Source organism: Pseudomonas sp. TH43, from assembly GCF_016650635.1.
In the GTDB taxonomy this organism is placed as follows: domain Bacteria; phylum Pseudomonadota; class Gammaproteobacteria; order Pseudomonadales; family Pseudomonadaceae; genus Aquipseudomonas.
The window spans coordinates 2179113-2194468 of sequence record NZ_JAEKFI010000004.1; the positions used below are offsets into that span (position 1 = coordinate 2179113).

Below are 15356 nucleotides of genomic sequence, written 5' to 3' on the forward strand. Positions count from 1 at the left end.
GTTACATTTTGTGCAGTGAAATGTACTGAGTGGTTCGTGGAAAAGCTGTCATATGGCCATTATCCAGATTGGCAGAGGCTTGTCTGTCGGCCGTCTCGCTGATCAATGGCAGTTTTTACGCCGTCGGCCTGGGGATATTTACACCTGACCTTGTAGTCCATGTCCGTGAAGGTAGCGAAGCGAGGTCGCGCGCATCTACACTCGGTCATTCTTTGATACACGGAGGTTTTGTCATGCGGCGCGTGGTGTTCAATCAGAAAGGTGGCGTAGGTAAATCCAGCATTGCCTGCAATCTGGCGGCGGTCAGCGCCAGCGAGGGTTATCGCACGCTGTTGGTGGATCTCGATGCGCAGGCCAACTCCACTCAGTATCTGACCGGGCTCACTGGCGACGACATCCCGATGGGGATTGCCGATTTTTTCAAGCAGACGCTGTCCTCGGGACCGTTCTCGAAGAAGAATCAGGCAGACATCTACGAAACACCGTTCGACAACCTGCACATCATCACGGCGACCGCCGAGTTGGCCGACTTGCAGCCCAAGCTTGAGGCCAAGCACAAGATCAACAAGTTGCGGAAGTTGCTTGATGAGCTGTCCGAAGACTACGACCGAATTTACCTCGATACGCCGCCGGCGCTGAATTTCTATGCGGTATCAGCGCTGATTGCCGCTGATCGTGTGCTCATTCCCTTCGATTGCGACAGCTTCTCGCGCCAAGCCTTGTACGGCTTGCTTGCGGAAATCGAAGAATTGAAAGAAGACCACAACGAAGGTCTGGAAGTTGAAGGCATCGTGGTCAACCAATTCCAGGCCCGCGCCAGTCTGCCGCAGCAAATTCTTGATGAGTTGATTGCCGAAGGTTTGCCGGTGCTGCCGGTGTACCTGACCAGTTCAGTGCGTATGCGTGAATCACACCAGGCCAATACGCCGTTGATTCACCTTGATCCGCGACACAAGTTGACCCAGCAATTCGTCGAGCTGCACAACCTGCTCGAAGACCACTGATCCCCCGGATTGCACCCAACCTACCTGTGGGAGCGAGCCTGCTCGCGAAGAGGCCGGTAGATTCAACACCTGAGTTGACTGACCGGACGCCTTCGCGAGCAGGCTCGCTCCCACAATTGGATTTGTGTTGGGTCAGATCCCCTGGCTACGCAGCCAGCTCATCAACTGCGGCAACGGAAACGCGCCACTCTGCCGCGCTACCTCCCGACCGTTCTTGAACAGAATCAGACTCGGAATCGAGCGAATCCCCAACTGCGCCGACAACTGCTGATTGGCCTCGCTGTCGAGCTTGGCCAACCGACACTTGCCCGCCAGTTGCGCCGCCGCCTGCTCGAACACCGGCGCAAACGACTTGCACGGCCCACACCAATCCGCCCAGACATCCACCAGCAACGGCAAATCACCCTTGATCTGGCTAGCGTAGTCGCCTTGCTTGAGTTCGAAGGGTTTGTTCAGCAGCACCGCAGATTTGCAGCGACCGCACTTGGGTTGATCGGCGAGGCGCTCGGCGGGAATGCGGTTGAGGCCGTTGCAGGAGGGGCAGGGGATGAGGAGTGGGTCGGACATGATCGAGTTCCAGTTAAGAGCGGATAACAGCTAATTGGAGACGTTTGCTGATATTTTCAATCGTGCAGTGTTCGACGTTGAACCTAGGCTGAGATGACTGGGCGCGGCCATTAGTCTGCCTATCGTTATCGCAACTTGCGATAATTCTGGTTTGTGATTAACTCCCCATAGCAGAATGCGATAAGGATGTTGCATGCATGTGTTCAGCGAAAAACCCATTCGAGAGGCCAAGGAGCAGTGGCCGCAGGCAGCAAGCGCGTTGGCGCAGTGGTTTCGTCTGGCAAGCAGGACCTGTCCAAAGGACTTCTCGGCGATGAAATCGATATTTCCTGCAACTGACAAGGTGGGTGAATTTCACGTCTTCGACATCGGTGGTAACAAACTCAGGCTGATCGCCTTTGTCAGTTACCGGTCTCAGCGTCTCTACATAAAGCATGTAATGGATCACCGTGAACATGAGCGCGGTAAGTGGAAGGAGAAAAGCGTATGAATGCTTTGATCAGAACGGTTGCCGAGCACTGGGAGTTTGTTTCTCCATTGCTGCGCAAACCGAAGACCGAAGAGGACTACGACGCCCTGGTGCGGGCAGTCGACGAGTTGCTTGAGATGACCGGTGATGACGAGTCGCATCCGTTGATGAGCTTGGTCGAGATCATCGGGGACTGGATCGAAGAGTGGGATCACACCCATCACCCGATGGCCCAAGCCAGTGGTGAAGAGGTTCTCGGCTACATGATGCGCGAACACGGCCTGACTCAGAGCGATCTGCCTGGCGTCGGAACGCAATCGGTCGTATCGGAAATCCTCAATGGCAAACGCAAGCTCAACCTGCGCCAGATCCGCTGGCTGGCCGAGCGCTTCGGTGTGCCCGTAGACGTGTTTATCTAAGCCAGGCGTTTATCACTTGCAGTTGAGCCCCTGCGCCAGACACGTTGCTTCAACGCGGCGCTGGCATCGTGCAATTCGCGGCACGGCTGGGTGTTGGCGCTAAACCGGCGGGTCGACCAGGACAGGGCAACGAGTTTCCAGAGAAACATCACCGCCGGTGCGATGAGCAGTCCGACGCCTTCCCCATCACGAAGTACTCAAACGATCGGCCACCGGCCGACGTTGCCACAGGCGTCTGATCAGGTTGATGCCGTAAGCAATGCACAGTCCGCCGCTGGCATATTCGATCCACGCCTGGGCGTTGCTGCGATCCACTTCAGGGTAAGACAGATGCGCGATGAACCATGAAAGCGCAAGCAATCCGCACATCACGGCGTTGCCGAGCCACTTTTCGTGTTCCTGGTAGCGCCAGCCCGCGTAGGTGTCAGGCAGACCTTCTACGTTGAGCACCCAGTCATACCAGCCCTTATCAACGTTGACGGTGATATGCACAATGACGGTCTGACCTTCTTTGAGGTGGTCGGTGATCTGTTGCCAAGCCGATGATTCGGCGTATATGCGTCTTTTGCCGATGGTCATTCCCACGTCCGGTGCCTTGCGGTAAACACCTTGAACCCGGTTGACCTTCTCACGGGGTCGATGCTTTTCCATGACCATGGGCAGCAAGCCTGTGATGGCAATGAAGAAGAAAGGGAAAAACCATTCCTTGGCGGTCAGCCACCCGAGGGCCATTGTCCAGAACAGCAACACGCTCGCCACAACAGCGCATGAGCCCAGCAATCGTCTGATGCAGGGCATGTGCTCATTCATCTCATAGGCGAGGCGGCGTCGCTCTTGTTTGGTGGTGCGCCGTTGGCCCAGGATCAGCGTCTCCTCGTCTTCGAGGCAGGGGCCTGGAATGCCGAACTTCCATTGAGCAGCCACTCTCTGGCTTGTTTCGACACGCAGTGCGAAGGCTTCGATGTGATAGTCGTCGTTCAAACGGATCACATACGCGCGCTTCTTGCCGCAGATGACCTCAGCGCGGTTGTTGCCTTCTTTTTTCAGGAATTTCAAGGCCAGTTCAGGTAGAAACACCGGCAGCTCGGCGATGCGGTCCATGCCAGTCTGGTCTTTCATGGTGCCGGTTTTTCGATGGCATCCGTTGATCAAGTGAACGTCGCGGTTGAACGTTTCCTTCGGATAGTAGAGAGCGAGTAAGCGTTGCTCCTCTATCGTTGCACAGCGCAATGGCTCATTACGGCGGAGCGCATTCAGCCTGAATTGGCAGGCCCAGATACCTCCGATGTAAAAAAGCAATGAAAGCGCCTGGAACAGCGTGATGCCAACGGAAAGCCAACCTGCCATGGAAACGTCCTTGTCCTGTTTTGCCACGATGTCCGATACGCAGCGGTATTTTCTGAAGCAGAAATGCCAGGTTTCGTCACAGACACTGGATTATGACGAACAACTGATCTCCAGATGCTTGCCCCACTCCGGTGGTCGCTCGGCATAACCCTCCATCCCTGGCTGCTCCTCAAACGGTTTGCTCAGCACCGCATGCAGCCGACGCACCTCCGAATAATCCCCCTGCTCAGCCGCATCGATGGCTTTTTGCGCCAGATAATTGCGCAGGATGTACAGCGGATTGACCGCATGCATCCGCGCTCGGCGCTGTTCCTGATCAGCATCACCATCGCGGGCAACCCGGGCAACGTAGCGTTCGCCCCAGGCATCAAAACCCTTGATGTCGACGAAGTCGTCACGCAAACGGGCGACGGATTTTTCTGCTGATTCCTCTCCGAGTCGGCGGAAAAACAGCGTGTAGTCGACGCCGCTGTTCTGCATCAGTTGCAGCAAGTCTTCCAGCAGTTTCTGGTCATCTTCTTCTGCGGTGGTGAAACCGAAGCGCCGGCGCATCAGGTCGAGGTAATGCGCTTGGAACAGTGGCAAGTACAAACCCAGAGTTTCGCGCAGCGCTTCAACACTGATGAACGGTGTCAGCGCCTGGGCCAGCGCGCTGAGGTTCCACTGACCGATCGGCACCTGATTGCTGAACGAGTAACGGCCCTGATCATCCGAATGGTTACAGATGAAGTTGGCGTCGAAGTCGTCGAGGAAGGCGAACGGGCCGAAGTCGAAGGTGATGCCGAGGATCGACATGTTGTCGGTGTTCATCACGCCGTGGCAGAAGCCGTAGGCCTGCCACTTGGCGATCAGCTCGGCATTGCGCTCGACGATCTCGCGGAACATCGCCAGATACGGTTCCGGCTGCTCCAGGCATTCCGGGAAGTGCATGGCCAACACGTGCTCGCCGAGTGCTTTCTGCTGCTCGGGGCGCTTGGTGTAGTAGAAATATTCGAAGTGGCCGAATCGGATGTGGCTCGGCGCCAGGCGCAGCACCATCGCCGCGCGTTCCTGTTTTTCGCGCCAGACCGGGGTGTCGGAGCCGATCACGCAGGCGGCGCGCGAGGAGGGAATGTTGAGTCCGTACAAAGCTTCGGAGGCGAGGAACTCACGGATCGACGAACGCAGCACTGCACGGCCATCGCCCATGCGCGAAAACGGCGTCTGCCCGGCGCCTTTGAGATGCAGGTCCCAATGCTCGCCAGCCGCGTTGTACACCTCGCCCAGCAGCAAACCGCGGCCATCGCCCAGTTGCGGTGTATAGCCGCCGAACTGATGCCCGGAATAGACCATCGCCCGTGGCTCGGCATCGGCCCACAGCTTGTGGCCACCGAACAGTTCGGCGAATTCCCGGGTTTCGGCGGTTGCCGGGTCGAGATCGAGCAAAGCCATGGCCGCCGGGCTTGCCACTACCAGACGCGGGTTGTCGATCGGCTCGGGCAGCACGTGAGCGGAGAACGCATCGCCGAGGCGGGCGAAGCGATTATCGAAGGTCAGTTCGTCGAGGGCTTTCACGGGCCGGCTCCAGCAGAATGTCCGAGCATTCTGCTGGGTATAGGTCGGTTAGTCGAGTTTGGCCGGCGGCGGTTCTTGCGGCGGTTTTTGCTCGTCGGGCACCGCGACGATGGTTTTCGTCTCTGCTTCGACCGGCACCAACTTGTATTCCTGGCCGTGCAGGTTCTTCAGGTAAACCTCCATCTGGCGGAAGGAGATGTTGATGTGCTGCTTCTTGAACTCACGGTTGATGAAGCGGTTGACCTCGTCGATCACCGGATTGCGGTCACCGAGGTCGCGCACGTGCATGCGCAATTCATGGTCGAGGGTGCTTTCACCGAAGTTGAGGAAGTACACGTGCGGCTCGGGTTCCTTGAGCACGCGCGGGTTCTCGCGGGCGGCCTTGAGCAGCAGCTCTTTGACCAGATCGAGATCCGAACCGTAGTCGACCCCCAGTTTCAGCGTCACGCGGGTAATGGTGTCGGTCAGCGACCAGTTGATCAGTTGCCCGGTAATGAACGTCTTGTTCGGGACAATGATGTCCTTGCGATCAAAGTCGGTGATGGTCGTCGCGCGGATGCGGATCTTGCTCACCGTGCCCGAGAGGTTGCCGATGGTGATGGTGTCGCCGATGCGTACCGGGCGCTCGAAGAGAATCATGATGCCGGAGATGAAGTTGGCGAAGATCTCCTGCATACCGAAACCGAGGCCGACCGACAGCGCCGCCACCAGCCATTGCAACTTGTCCCAACTGACGCCGAGGGTCGACAGGGTCGAGACGAAACCGACACCGGCGATCACATAGGACAGCAACGTCGTGGTCGCATAGGCACTGCCTTGCGCCAGATTGAGCTTGGACAGCACAAACACTTCAAGCAGGCCCGGCAAGTTGCGTGCGAGGGCGAAGGTGATGCCGATGATGATCAGCGCGCCGAGCATGTCGCCAATGCTGATCGGCACCATGCTCATGTTGGCGCCGGTGCCGCTGGTGTATTCGTAGAGGGTGATGTTGTCGAGGTACGAGAACACTGAAATCAGATCTGACCAGACCCAGTACAGCGCGGCGATGAAACCGCCGAGCAAGGCCAGACGGATCAGGCGCAGAGACTGTTCATTGACCTTTTCGATGTCCAGGGTTGGCTCTTCGATTACCGCCTCGCCATCGCCGGCCTCTTTTGCTGCCTGACGTTTGGCCAGGGCGCGTTGATAGGCCAGGCGCCGTGCCGCGACCGCGAGACCGCGGACGAAAGTGGCTTCGATCACCAGCCAGAACATCAGCAGGTAGAGGGTGTTGATCAAGCGGTCGCTGAGTTTCAGTGCCGTGTAGTAGTAGCCGAAGCACACCGCAACGAACAGCGCGATGGGCAGCAAGGTGAACATTACGCCCACCGCTTTACGGAACAGCGAGGCGTTTTCGTGGGCCGGGCTACTGATCAGCAGGCGACTGAGCAGCCACGCCATCAGGGCGTAGCAAATCAGCACTACCGGCATGCCCAATACGTCGTCTGCCAATGCTGCCGGTTGCAATTCGGCCACTGCGACCACGGCCACCAGCGCCAGAACCACCAGCCCCAGTCGACGCACCCAGCCCTGGAGAAATTCGACCTGGGGTTTTTCCCAGCGGAAGTGCAGTTCTGCCACGCCACCCGGCGCCAGAATCCGGTAGGCGGTGTAGAACACCAGCCACGCCTGCCCCATTTGCAGCAGTGCCGCGCCCATGTTGGCGTTCTGCCCTCGGGCGTCGATCTGCAAGGCCAGACCACACAGCGCCAGACCCAGCGCCACCGGCATCGCCAGCAGAATGTTGATCAGGATCGCCTGCGGCGTGTGCCACTGACTGTCGCGCTTGAAGTGACCGATGTCCTGGTGAACCTTGTTGAGTTTCCCGTAGAGACTTTTGCGCCGCCACAGCAGTGCACCGATCAGCAGTGCCAGTGGCAGGAACAGCAGCGGTCGCTGGATCAGGCCGTCGGTCAGTTCGCTCAGGCTCGAGGCCCACGGCAGGGTGTCGACCTGACGCTTGAGGCGCTCCGGCACACCGCGCATCCATTCGATGTCCAGCGGCTTGTTGCTGGGAATCCAGAACATCTGCTCATCGAGGGTCGCGCGCAGACTTTGCGCAGTGCTCAGCAGTTGCTTCTGGTTCAGTTGCAGGGTGATCGATTCGTTGAGTACCGCGCTCAGCTCGCGGTTCAGCCGCTCGAGCAAGTCAGCGCGGGTATTGGCCAGATCCAGCAGGCTTTTGCGCAGTTGCGGGGTGACTTGTTCCGGCGGTTGTGTGGCGAGCAGGTTGTCGACGTAGGTCGAAGGATTGCTGAGCAATTCACGCTGCTGGCTGACTTCGAACTGATACAGACGAATGTCGGCGATCTGGTCCGCCAGGTCGCGGTCGACCTTGAGGCGCGGCAGGGCTTGTTTCTGTTTGTAGAGAATCTTCGACAGCAGCAGGCTGCCCTTGAGCACGTTGATCTGCTCGTCCAGAGCGGAATCGCTTTGGGTCAGGCTGTCGAGTTGTTGTTTGGTTTGCAGGTTCTGCTGGGTGACTTCGTTGAGCCGGTCAGTGCTTTTCAGCAGGTAGTCGGAGAGCTTGAGGTTGGCCGTGCTTTCGCTGGCGAGCAGGCTGCTGCCGCCGGCCTTTTGCGCTTCGATCGACTGTTGGGTAACGGTTTCCTGCGACTGCGCCAGACGCTTCTGGTTGATCAGGGTTTGCAGTTCCTGAATCTCGCGGTCGAGGCGATCGGATTTCTCCGAGAGCACGTCATGCTGGGAGTTGCCCAGATCCTGCAACTGGCTGTTGCCGGCCAGTTCCTGACGGCGCAACGGGATCAGCGCGTTCAGTGCCGCCAGTTCGGCGTTCAATTGGTCGCGTTGCTCGGCGCTGACGGTCTTGCCCGCGTCCTTGCCGGACTTGAGGATGTTGTTGATCTGCTGGATGCGCGTCTGGCTGGCGGAAATTTCCGCCTGGGCGCGCTCGGGGCGCGTTTGCGCGGTGATGATCAGGCTGTTGGCGTCGGCCAGGGCCTTTTGCAGATCACTTTGCTGAGTGGAGCGATCGGTGAGGATTTGCTCCAGTTGCTGGATTGATTCCCTGGGGAAGCGCTGCGCCACCGGCACCACGCTGCTGGCCTTGAGGCGCGTCAGCTCGCGGGCGTTTTCAATCGTCTGCTTGGGTGCGGTGGCCAGTTGCTGCTTGAGGTCGACCAGCTTCTGCTCGTAATCATTCTTGTTGTTGAGCTGGTTGAGCGTGTTCTGCAGAACGGTTTGCAGGGTCTTTTTATCAGCGTCCGGCAGTTTGCTGTCGGCGAGTTTGTCCAGACTGGCCTGCACGGCTTCGCTGGACGGTGGTTCGGCGGCGTAAAGCGGGCCGACAGTAAGACTCAGGCCCAGCAGGGCCGCAGCAAAAAAGGAGCGCAGGGTAGGCATAGAGACCGGTCGAGCAAGTGAGAGTGGACGCAGTTTAGAGGAAGAGTCCGGGGCCCGGGCGACTTCCTTCGGGGAATCTGACGCCGACTTTGCCGATCTTGTTCCCGTCCATGACCGCGACCGTCCAGTGGGTGTTGTTCCACTCGACCTGGTCACCGACGATCGGTGCACCACCGACCTTGTGGGCGATAAAGGCGCCCAGCGTCGTGTCTGGATCGATGCCCTCGGTCGGCAAGCCATAAAGCGCCGCAACCGCTTTAAGCTGGGCGTCTCCTTCGAGTACGAAGTCGCCGAAGAAGCGCAGATCGAGGCCGCGTTGCGGTGCCTGGCTGAAGAGTTTTCCGAGGGCCGGCAAGTTGTGTTCATGGCCGATAACACACAGCAAATCATCGACTTCCAATACCGTACTACCCGACGGATGGAGCAATTGTTGGCCACGAAACAGTGCTGCGATCCGCGTGCCTTCGGGCATTTTCAGCTCGCGCAGGGGTGAACCGATGCACCATTTCTCTGCGCCGAGCTTGTAGACGAACAGCTCCCACTCACTGGTGATGTGCACTTCCAGCGCGGATCGGGAGATCGGCGCGGGCTCCGGCGGCACCGTCACCTTCAACAGTTTGGCGACCCACGGCAGGCTTGTGCCCTGCACCAACAACGAGACCAACACGATGAAGAAGGCGAGGTTGAAGTACAGCTGCGCATTCGGCAGCCCGGCCATCAGCGGGAACACCGCGAGAATGATCGGTACCGCACCACGCAGACCCACCCAGGAGATGAAGGCTTTTTCACGGCCGTGGAACGCCTTGAATGGCAGCAAACCGACGATTACCGACAACGGCCGCGCGAACAGAATCATCCACAGCGCCAGACCGAGGGCGGGCAGGGCGATTGGCAGCAAATCGTGCGGCGTGACCAGCAGCCCCAACACCAGGAACATGCCGATCTGCGCCAACCAGGCCATGCCGTCGAGCATGTGCAGAATGCCGTGGCGGCTGCGCACCGGACGGTTGCCGATCACCAGACCGCACAGGTACACCGCGAGGAAGCCACTGCCATGCAGGGCGTTGGTCAGGGCAAACACCAGCAGACCGCCGGCGATCACCAGAATCGGATAGAGACCTGCAGCCAGATTGATCCGGTTGACCAACTGCAGCATCAGCCAGCCGCCGCCGAGACCGATCACGCCACCGATACCGAATTCGCGGATCAGGTGCGTCAGCAGGCTCCAGTGCAGTCCGGTCTGGCCGCTGGCGAGCATGTCGATCAGGGTCACGGTGAGAAACACCGCCATCGGGTCGTTGCTGCCGGATTCGATTTCCAGGCTGGCGGTGACCCGTTCGTTGAGGCCTTTGCCGCCCAGCAGCGAGAACACCGCAGCGGCGTCTGTCGAACCGACAATAGCGCCGATCAGCAGGCCCTGAATCATGTTGAGGTCGAACAGCCACGCCGCCGCCATGCCGGTCAGCCCGGTGGTGATCAACACGCCGACCGTGGCCAACGACAACGCCGGCCATAACGCCACGCGGAAACTCGACACCCGTGTGCGCAAACCACCGTCGAGGAGGATCACCGCGAGTGCGAGGTTGCCGACCAGATAGGCCGTTGGGTAGTTATCGAAAATGATCCCGCCGCCATCGACCCCGGCGGCCATGCCGACCGCAAGGATAATGACCAGAATCGGAATGCCGAGACGGGAGGAAAGTGAACTGACAAGAATGCTCGCACCTACCAGCAACGCGCCGATCAAGAACAGGCTGTTGATGGTCGTCGCATTCAAAGGCAGTACTCCAGGGACGTAAAGACGGGCACAAACTGACCATGCAGTCTGCGTGCCAGCGATTCTAACCTGTTGAAATGTGATGCTGTCAAAAAGGTTTTTGCGCTGGCGTGTTCGGGATTTTGGTTCGGCTAAGGATTGCTGCCCTCACCCTAACCCTCTCCCGGAGGGAGAGGGGACTGACCGAGCAGTTCTTGCGAGGCACATCGACCTGAGATATCGAGCCGAACTCACTGGGATATCGAGCCAAACTCAGGTCTTGAAGAACATGAAGATCTGCTCCCTTTCCCCCTCTCCCTCTGGGAGAGGGCTGGGGTGAGGGTGTTTTTGATCTTGATCTACTGAATCAGAGGCTGAAGCGCCCAACCATATTGTTCAGATCCAGCGCCAGGCGTGACAGTTCATTACTCGCTGCACTGGTCTGATTCGCCCCAGTCGCCGATTGCACCGACAGATCACGGATGTTCACCAGGTTGCGGTCAACTTCGCGCGCCACTTGCGCCTGTTCTTCCGCCGCACTGGCGATCACCAGGTTGCGCTCGTTGATCTCGACGATCGCCGTGTTGATGGTGTCCAGCGACATCCCGGCGCCACGGGCAATGTTCAGCGTCGACTCGGCGCGCTCGGTGCTGTTACGCATCGAATCCACGGCGTGTTCGGTGCCGCTCTGAATGCTGCCGATCATCCGCTCGATTTCGCTGGTCGACTGTTGAGTGCGATGCGCCAATGCGCGAACTTCATCCGCCACTACCGCAAAACCACGACCGGCCTCACCGGCACGCGCCGCTTCAATCGCCGCGTTCAGCGCCAGCAGATTGGTCTGATCGGCCAGACCACGAATCACGTCCAGCACCTTGCCGATGTCACGGGATTCATTGGCCAGATCACCGATCAACGAGGCAGTGCTCTGCACATCGGCGCTCATGCGTTCGATGGCGCTCACCGTTTCCTGGACCAGATCACGACCGTCGCCGGCCGATGTGGTGGCGTTCTTCGAGGCTTCCGAAGTGCTCACCGCGTTGCGCGCCACTTCTTCCACGGCGCTGGTCATCTCGTTGACCGCCGTGGCCGCCTGCTCGATTTCATTGTTCTGCTGAGTCAGGCCACGGGCGCTTTCGTCGGTGACGCTGTTCAGCTCTTCCGCTGCCGATGCAAGCTGCGTGGCCGAGCCGGAAATCCGCTGCAGGGTGTCACGCAGTTTCGACTGCATCTTTGCCATGGCCGCCAGCAGGCGCCCGGCTTCGTCGGAACCGTCGACATGGATCGGCTGGGTCAGGTTGCCTTCTGCGATGGTTTCCGCCGCTTCCAGTGCCTTGGAAATCGGCTTGGTGATGCTGGTGGTCAGCAGCCAGGCGAACAGCAGCGTCAGGCCGGTGGCAATCACCAGCAGGGTCACCACCAGATCGAAAGCCGAAGAATACTGATTAGCGGCTTGCTCGTTAGTCTCGCTGATCTGCTCGCCGTTGATCTGCATCAGACGGTTGAGCACACCGTTCACCGCTTCGGAGTTGTTCAGCAACTCGGTGTTGAGCAGGGTGCGCAGCTCATCGACCTGATTGTTGCGTGACAGGGTTTTCATGCGGTCTTCGATCTGGCGGTACTGACCGAGCAGTTGCACGTATTGGTCATACGCCGTGCGTTCCTCAGGGCTGCCGATCAATGGCTCGTAAGCCGTTTGAGCGGCGCGGATCTGCTGATTGCGCATGTCCAGCAGTTCCATGGTTTTCTGCTGTACGTCCGGTTCGCGGTTGACCAGCAAGCGGTACGACAACACTCGCAGGCGCAGGGTCAGTTGGGTGAACTCGTCGAGGTTCTTGATGCTCGGCACGCTGCTGGACGAGATATCCTCGGCGGCGCCGCGGATTTTGCTCATCTGGTTCAAGGCGAACACGCCAAGAATCAACATCAGGCCGCCGATCAGGGCGAAACCGGTGAACGCCCGAGGGGCGATATTCATATTGCGAAGGGACATGGGCGGGTACCGAAAAGGGCCGCATCCATGCGGGCTGAAACTGCTGTATGGGTGACTTATCGGTCCTACGACTAAAGTCTTGAGTCGGTGTGCGTATTTGTCGCAGACGGGCCTGAGCGACGAAGTGCAGGAACAAGATCGGCAAATCACAGTCTTTAAAGCTCGCGGGAACGCTCGCCCGCCAGGAAAATCAAGGCTTTGCGCCGGTTTAACCCTGGCATCTGTGGTGACTTTTCTTTATCGTACGCGCCCTTTGAAAAACGCTTGGAAGATCAAAATGTTGGAAGCATCCCTCAGCCAATTGGAACAGCTCGTCAGCGACCTGGTGCAACAGAACCAGACCCTGGCACACACCAACCAGACCCTGACCACGGAACTGGCCCAGGCCAAGGATGAAAACGAAAGCCTGCAACTGAACCTGATGGAACAGGAAGAAAAGCACGGCGCCACCGCCGCGCGCATTCAGGCCCTGGTTGATCGCGTCAACGCAGGTCCTGTCAGCGCATGAACCACGGCACAGCAGGGGTAAAGGTCATCTCCATTCTTGGGGAGGACTATTCGATCAAGGCACCGGCCGGGGAAGAACAGACCCTGCTGGACGCGGCATTGATGCTCAAGGCCGCTTTGGCCGACACCAAACGCAAATACCCGACGCTGATCGGTGACCGCTTGCTGGTGCTGGCAGCGATGAATCTGTGCTCGCAGCAGATCGAAATGAAGAAGCAGCACCAGGAAGAACTCGACCGTTACCAAGAGCAAGTCAGCGCCACGGTCGACACCATCGCCAAGACCATCAATCAGGGCTGATGGGTTTGCGCACAACCAAAGAATAGATTGTTGATTGAGTTGTATACAATCGGCACGGCTGTTGCATCGTTTCGGCCACTTATTCTTTGGGGGTGCTCCATGCAGTTGTGGCGACGCAGTATTCAATGGCAGCTGATCCTCAGCATGGGCACCGCCCTGCTGGTCAGCATCCTGATCGTGGTTGGCATTTATACCCTGGTGGTCAACCGCCTCGCCCAGAGCTATCTGGTCGAGCAAGCATTGCCGTCGAGCATCGAAGCGACGCGCAACGACATCGAACGCATCCTCGTGCAACCGCTGACGGCGGCCAAAGACATTGCCAGCAACACCATGGTTCGCGACTGGCTCGCGTCGGGTGAAGACAGCGGCAAAACAGCAGCCTTTGCGCAGTATCTGGAAGGCATTCGCGCCGAACACAAAGCTTTTACGGCGTTGATCATCGGCACCGAATCCAATCATTACATCACCGAAAAAGGCCTGGATCGCACCCTCAGTCGCGCCAAACCTGCCGATGCCTGGTTCTACTCTTTCCTCGACAGTCAGCAGCCGCGCACCCTCAATATCGACAACGATGGCGCGACCGGCGAGTTGGCGCTGTTCATTGACTTGAAGGTCGAGCAGGCTGGCAAAGTTGTCGGCGTTGCCGGACTCGGCTTGAGCATGAAAGAGCTGTCCGAGCTGATCCACAACTTCAGCTTCGGCGAGCGCGGCAAGGTCTATCTCGTGCGTTCCGATGGTTTGATCCAGGTGCATCCCGAGGCGCAGTTCAGCGGTAAACGCACCCTTACAGAGCAGATCGGTGCCTCGGCCGCGCAGGCCGTCATGGGTCAAAAAACTGCCGTAAGCAGCAGCTTCCAAAGAGCGGGAGAGGATTTCCTCGCCTTCAGCCTGCCCTTGCGTGATCTGGGCTGGACCCTGGTGGCCGAAGTGCCGCAGTCGCAAATCTATGCCGAAGCCCGCAAAGCGATGTGGATGAGCGGCGGCATCGGTCTGGCCGTGGCGCTGGTGTGCCTGGCGTTGGTGGTCTGGCTGGCGCAGGGTTTGGTGCGGCCGATTCGTCAGGTAACAGCCGCGCTGGTAGCAATCGGTAGCGGTGGGGGAGATTTGACCCATCGGTTAGATTCCAGTCGCGCTGATGAACTGGGCGATCTGGCGCGGGGCTTCAACCGCTTCCTCGATAGCCAGCGCGGGATGATTGCCGAAGTGCTGACCACCAGCGAGCGTTTGCGCACGGCTGTCGGGCAAGTGGCCAAGGTTGTCGATAACACTGCCGAGCGCTCCGGCCGTCAGCAGGAAATGACCGACATGGTTGCCACGGCCGTTCATGAAATGGGCCTGACCGTGCAGGAAATCGCGCAGAACGCCGGCAACGCGGCGCTCGCCTCGCAAACCGCGCGCGATGAAGCCATGCAGGCGCGTGAAGTGGTTGGCGGTTCGATTCGGCACATTGAAAGCATGTCCGATGAGATTGGCTTGGCAGCGGGCGCGGTGGGTGAACTGGCGCATCAAGTGGCGTCGATTGATTCGGTGTTGGCGGTGATTCGCGGGGTGTCCGAACAGACGAATTTGCTGGCTTTGAACGCAGCTATCGAAGCCGCGCGTGCCGGAGATATGGGGCGTGGTTTTGCAGTTGTTGCTGATGAAGTCCGGACGTTGGCACGGCGGACTCAGGCGTCCACTGACGAGATTCAGCAGATGATCGGCAGCCTCAAGCAGGGGGCGGAAAACGCCGTGTCATCGATGCGCACGGGGCAGGCGGCGACGGGCACCGGGGTTGAGTCGAGCCAGCGTACCGGAGCTTCGCTGACGGCGATTACCGGGCAGGTCGAGCGCATCAGTGACATGAACCATCAGGTGGCGACGGCGACGGAAGAACAGTCGGCGGTGACTGAAGAGATCAACCGCAACGTGCAGGGCATTTCCGATCTGGCGCGGGCGACGGCGGGGGAGGTTCGGGCTTGTCGTGAGGATTGTCAGATGTTGCAGCGACTGGCGGATGATCTGGCGCGGCAGATGGGTGGGTTCAAGCTGAGCTAAG

At 58.9% G+C, this 15356-nt stretch carries 12 protein-coding genes; 6 read left to right on the forward strand and 6 right to left on the reverse strand.

Annotation, left to right across the window (positions count from 1 at the left end; all coding sequences use genetic code 11):
- Nucleotides 1–233 precede the first annotated feature (233 nt).
- Nucleotides 234–1004, forward strand: a complete 771-nt coding sequence (locus JFT81_RS26280) for a ParA family protein (protein ID WP_201230125.1) — start codon at nt 234–236, stop codon at nt 1002–1004.
- Nucleotides 1005–1136: 132 nt separating this feature from the next.
- Here the strand turns inward: JFT81_RS26280 and trxC are convergent, their stop codons facing one another.
- A complete protein-coding gene (trxC, locus tag JFT81_RS26285) occupies nt 1137–1571 on the reverse strand; it encodes a thioredoxin TrxC (protein WP_201230126.1) in 435 nt (144 codons plus the stop codon).
- Between the two features lie 193 nt (nt 1572–1764).
- Here trxC and JFT81_RS26290 point away from each other — a divergent pair, with 193 nt between their 5' ends.
- Together JFT81_RS26290 and JFT81_RS26295 are read left to right on the forward strand one after the other, a co-directional pair.
- Entirely contained in the window at nt 1765–2061 is a 297-nt protein-coding gene (locus JFT81_RS26290) for a type II toxin-antitoxin system HigB family toxin (RefSeq protein ID WP_201230127.1), read from the forward strand.
- The gene (locus JFT81_RS26295; protein WP_201230128.1) at nt 2058–2459 is read left to right on the forward strand and encodes a transcriptional regulator; all 402 of its coding nucleotides are present in this window, start codon (nt 2058–2060) and stop codon (nt 2457–2459) included. Before JFT81_RS26290 ends, JFT81_RS26295 begins: the two co-directional genes overlap by 4 nt.
- A 186-nt stretch (nt 2460–2645) precedes the next feature.
- Here JFT81_RS26295 and JFT81_RS26300 read toward each other — a convergent pair whose 3' ends face one another.
- The 5 genes from JFT81_RS26300 to JFT81_RS26320 all read right to left on the reverse strand — a co-directional run bounded on the left by JFT81_RS26300 (nt 2646) and on the right by JFT81_RS26320 (nt 12511).
- Nucleotides 2646–3806 carry a hypothetical protein gene (locus JFT81_RS26300; RefSeq protein ID WP_201230130.1) on the reverse strand — a complete coding sequence of 387 codons (1161 nt, stop codon included), beginning with the start codon at nt 3804–3806 and terminating at the stop codon, nt 2646–2648.
- Between the two features lie 90 nt (nt 3807–3896).
- The gene (gene selO / locus JFT81_RS26305) at nt 3897–5360 is read right to left on the reverse strand and encodes a protein adenylyltransferase SelO (protein WP_201149618.1); all 1464 of its coding nucleotides are present in this window, start codon (nt 5358–5360) and stop codon (nt 3897–3899) included.
- Nucleotides 5361–5408: 48 nt separating this feature from the next.
- Nucleotides 5409–8762, reverse strand: a complete 3354-nt coding sequence (gene mscK / locus JFT81_RS26310; protein WP_201230136.1) for a mechanosensitive channel MscK — start codon at nt 8760–8762, stop codon at nt 5409–5411.
- A gap of 34 nt (nt 8763–8796) precedes the next feature.
- A complete protein-coding gene (locus JFT81_RS26315) occupies nt 8797–10539 on the reverse strand; it encodes a potassium/proton antiporter (RefSeq protein ID WP_201230143.1) in 1743 nt (580 codons plus the stop codon).
- A 346-nt stretch (nt 10540–10885) separates the two neighbouring features.
- Nucleotides 10886–12511 carry a methyl-accepting chemotaxis protein gene (locus JFT81_RS26320; RefSeq protein WP_201230145.1) on the reverse strand — a complete coding sequence of 542 codons (1626 nt, stop codon included), beginning with the start codon at nt 12509–12511 and terminating at the stop codon, nt 10886–10888.
- Between the two features lie 277 nt (nt 12512–12788).
- On the opposite strand from JFT81_RS26320, the gene JFT81_RS26325 reads away from it, so the two are divergent.
- The 3 genes from JFT81_RS26325 (at nt 12789) to JFT81_RS26335 (ending at nt 15355) form a co-directional block, all read left to right on the forward strand.
- Nucleotides 12789–13019, forward strand: coding sequence for a hypothetical protein (locus JFT81_RS26325; RefSeq protein WP_201149626.1), 231 nt, complete (start codon nt 12789–12791; stop codon nt 13017–13019).
- Entirely contained in the window at nt 13016–13318 is a 303-nt protein-coding gene (locus tag JFT81_RS26330; protein ID WP_095138056.1) for a cell division protein ZapA, read from the forward strand. Before JFT81_RS26325 ends, JFT81_RS26330 begins: the two co-directional genes overlap by 4 nt.
- A 99-nt stretch (nt 13319–13417) precedes the next feature.
- Nucleotides 13418–15355, forward strand: coding sequence for a methyl-accepting chemotaxis protein (locus JFT81_RS26335; protein ID WP_201230147.1), 1938 nt, complete (start codon nt 13418–13420; stop codon nt 15353–15355).
- The last annotated feature ends 1 nt before the right edge of the window (nt 15356 follow it).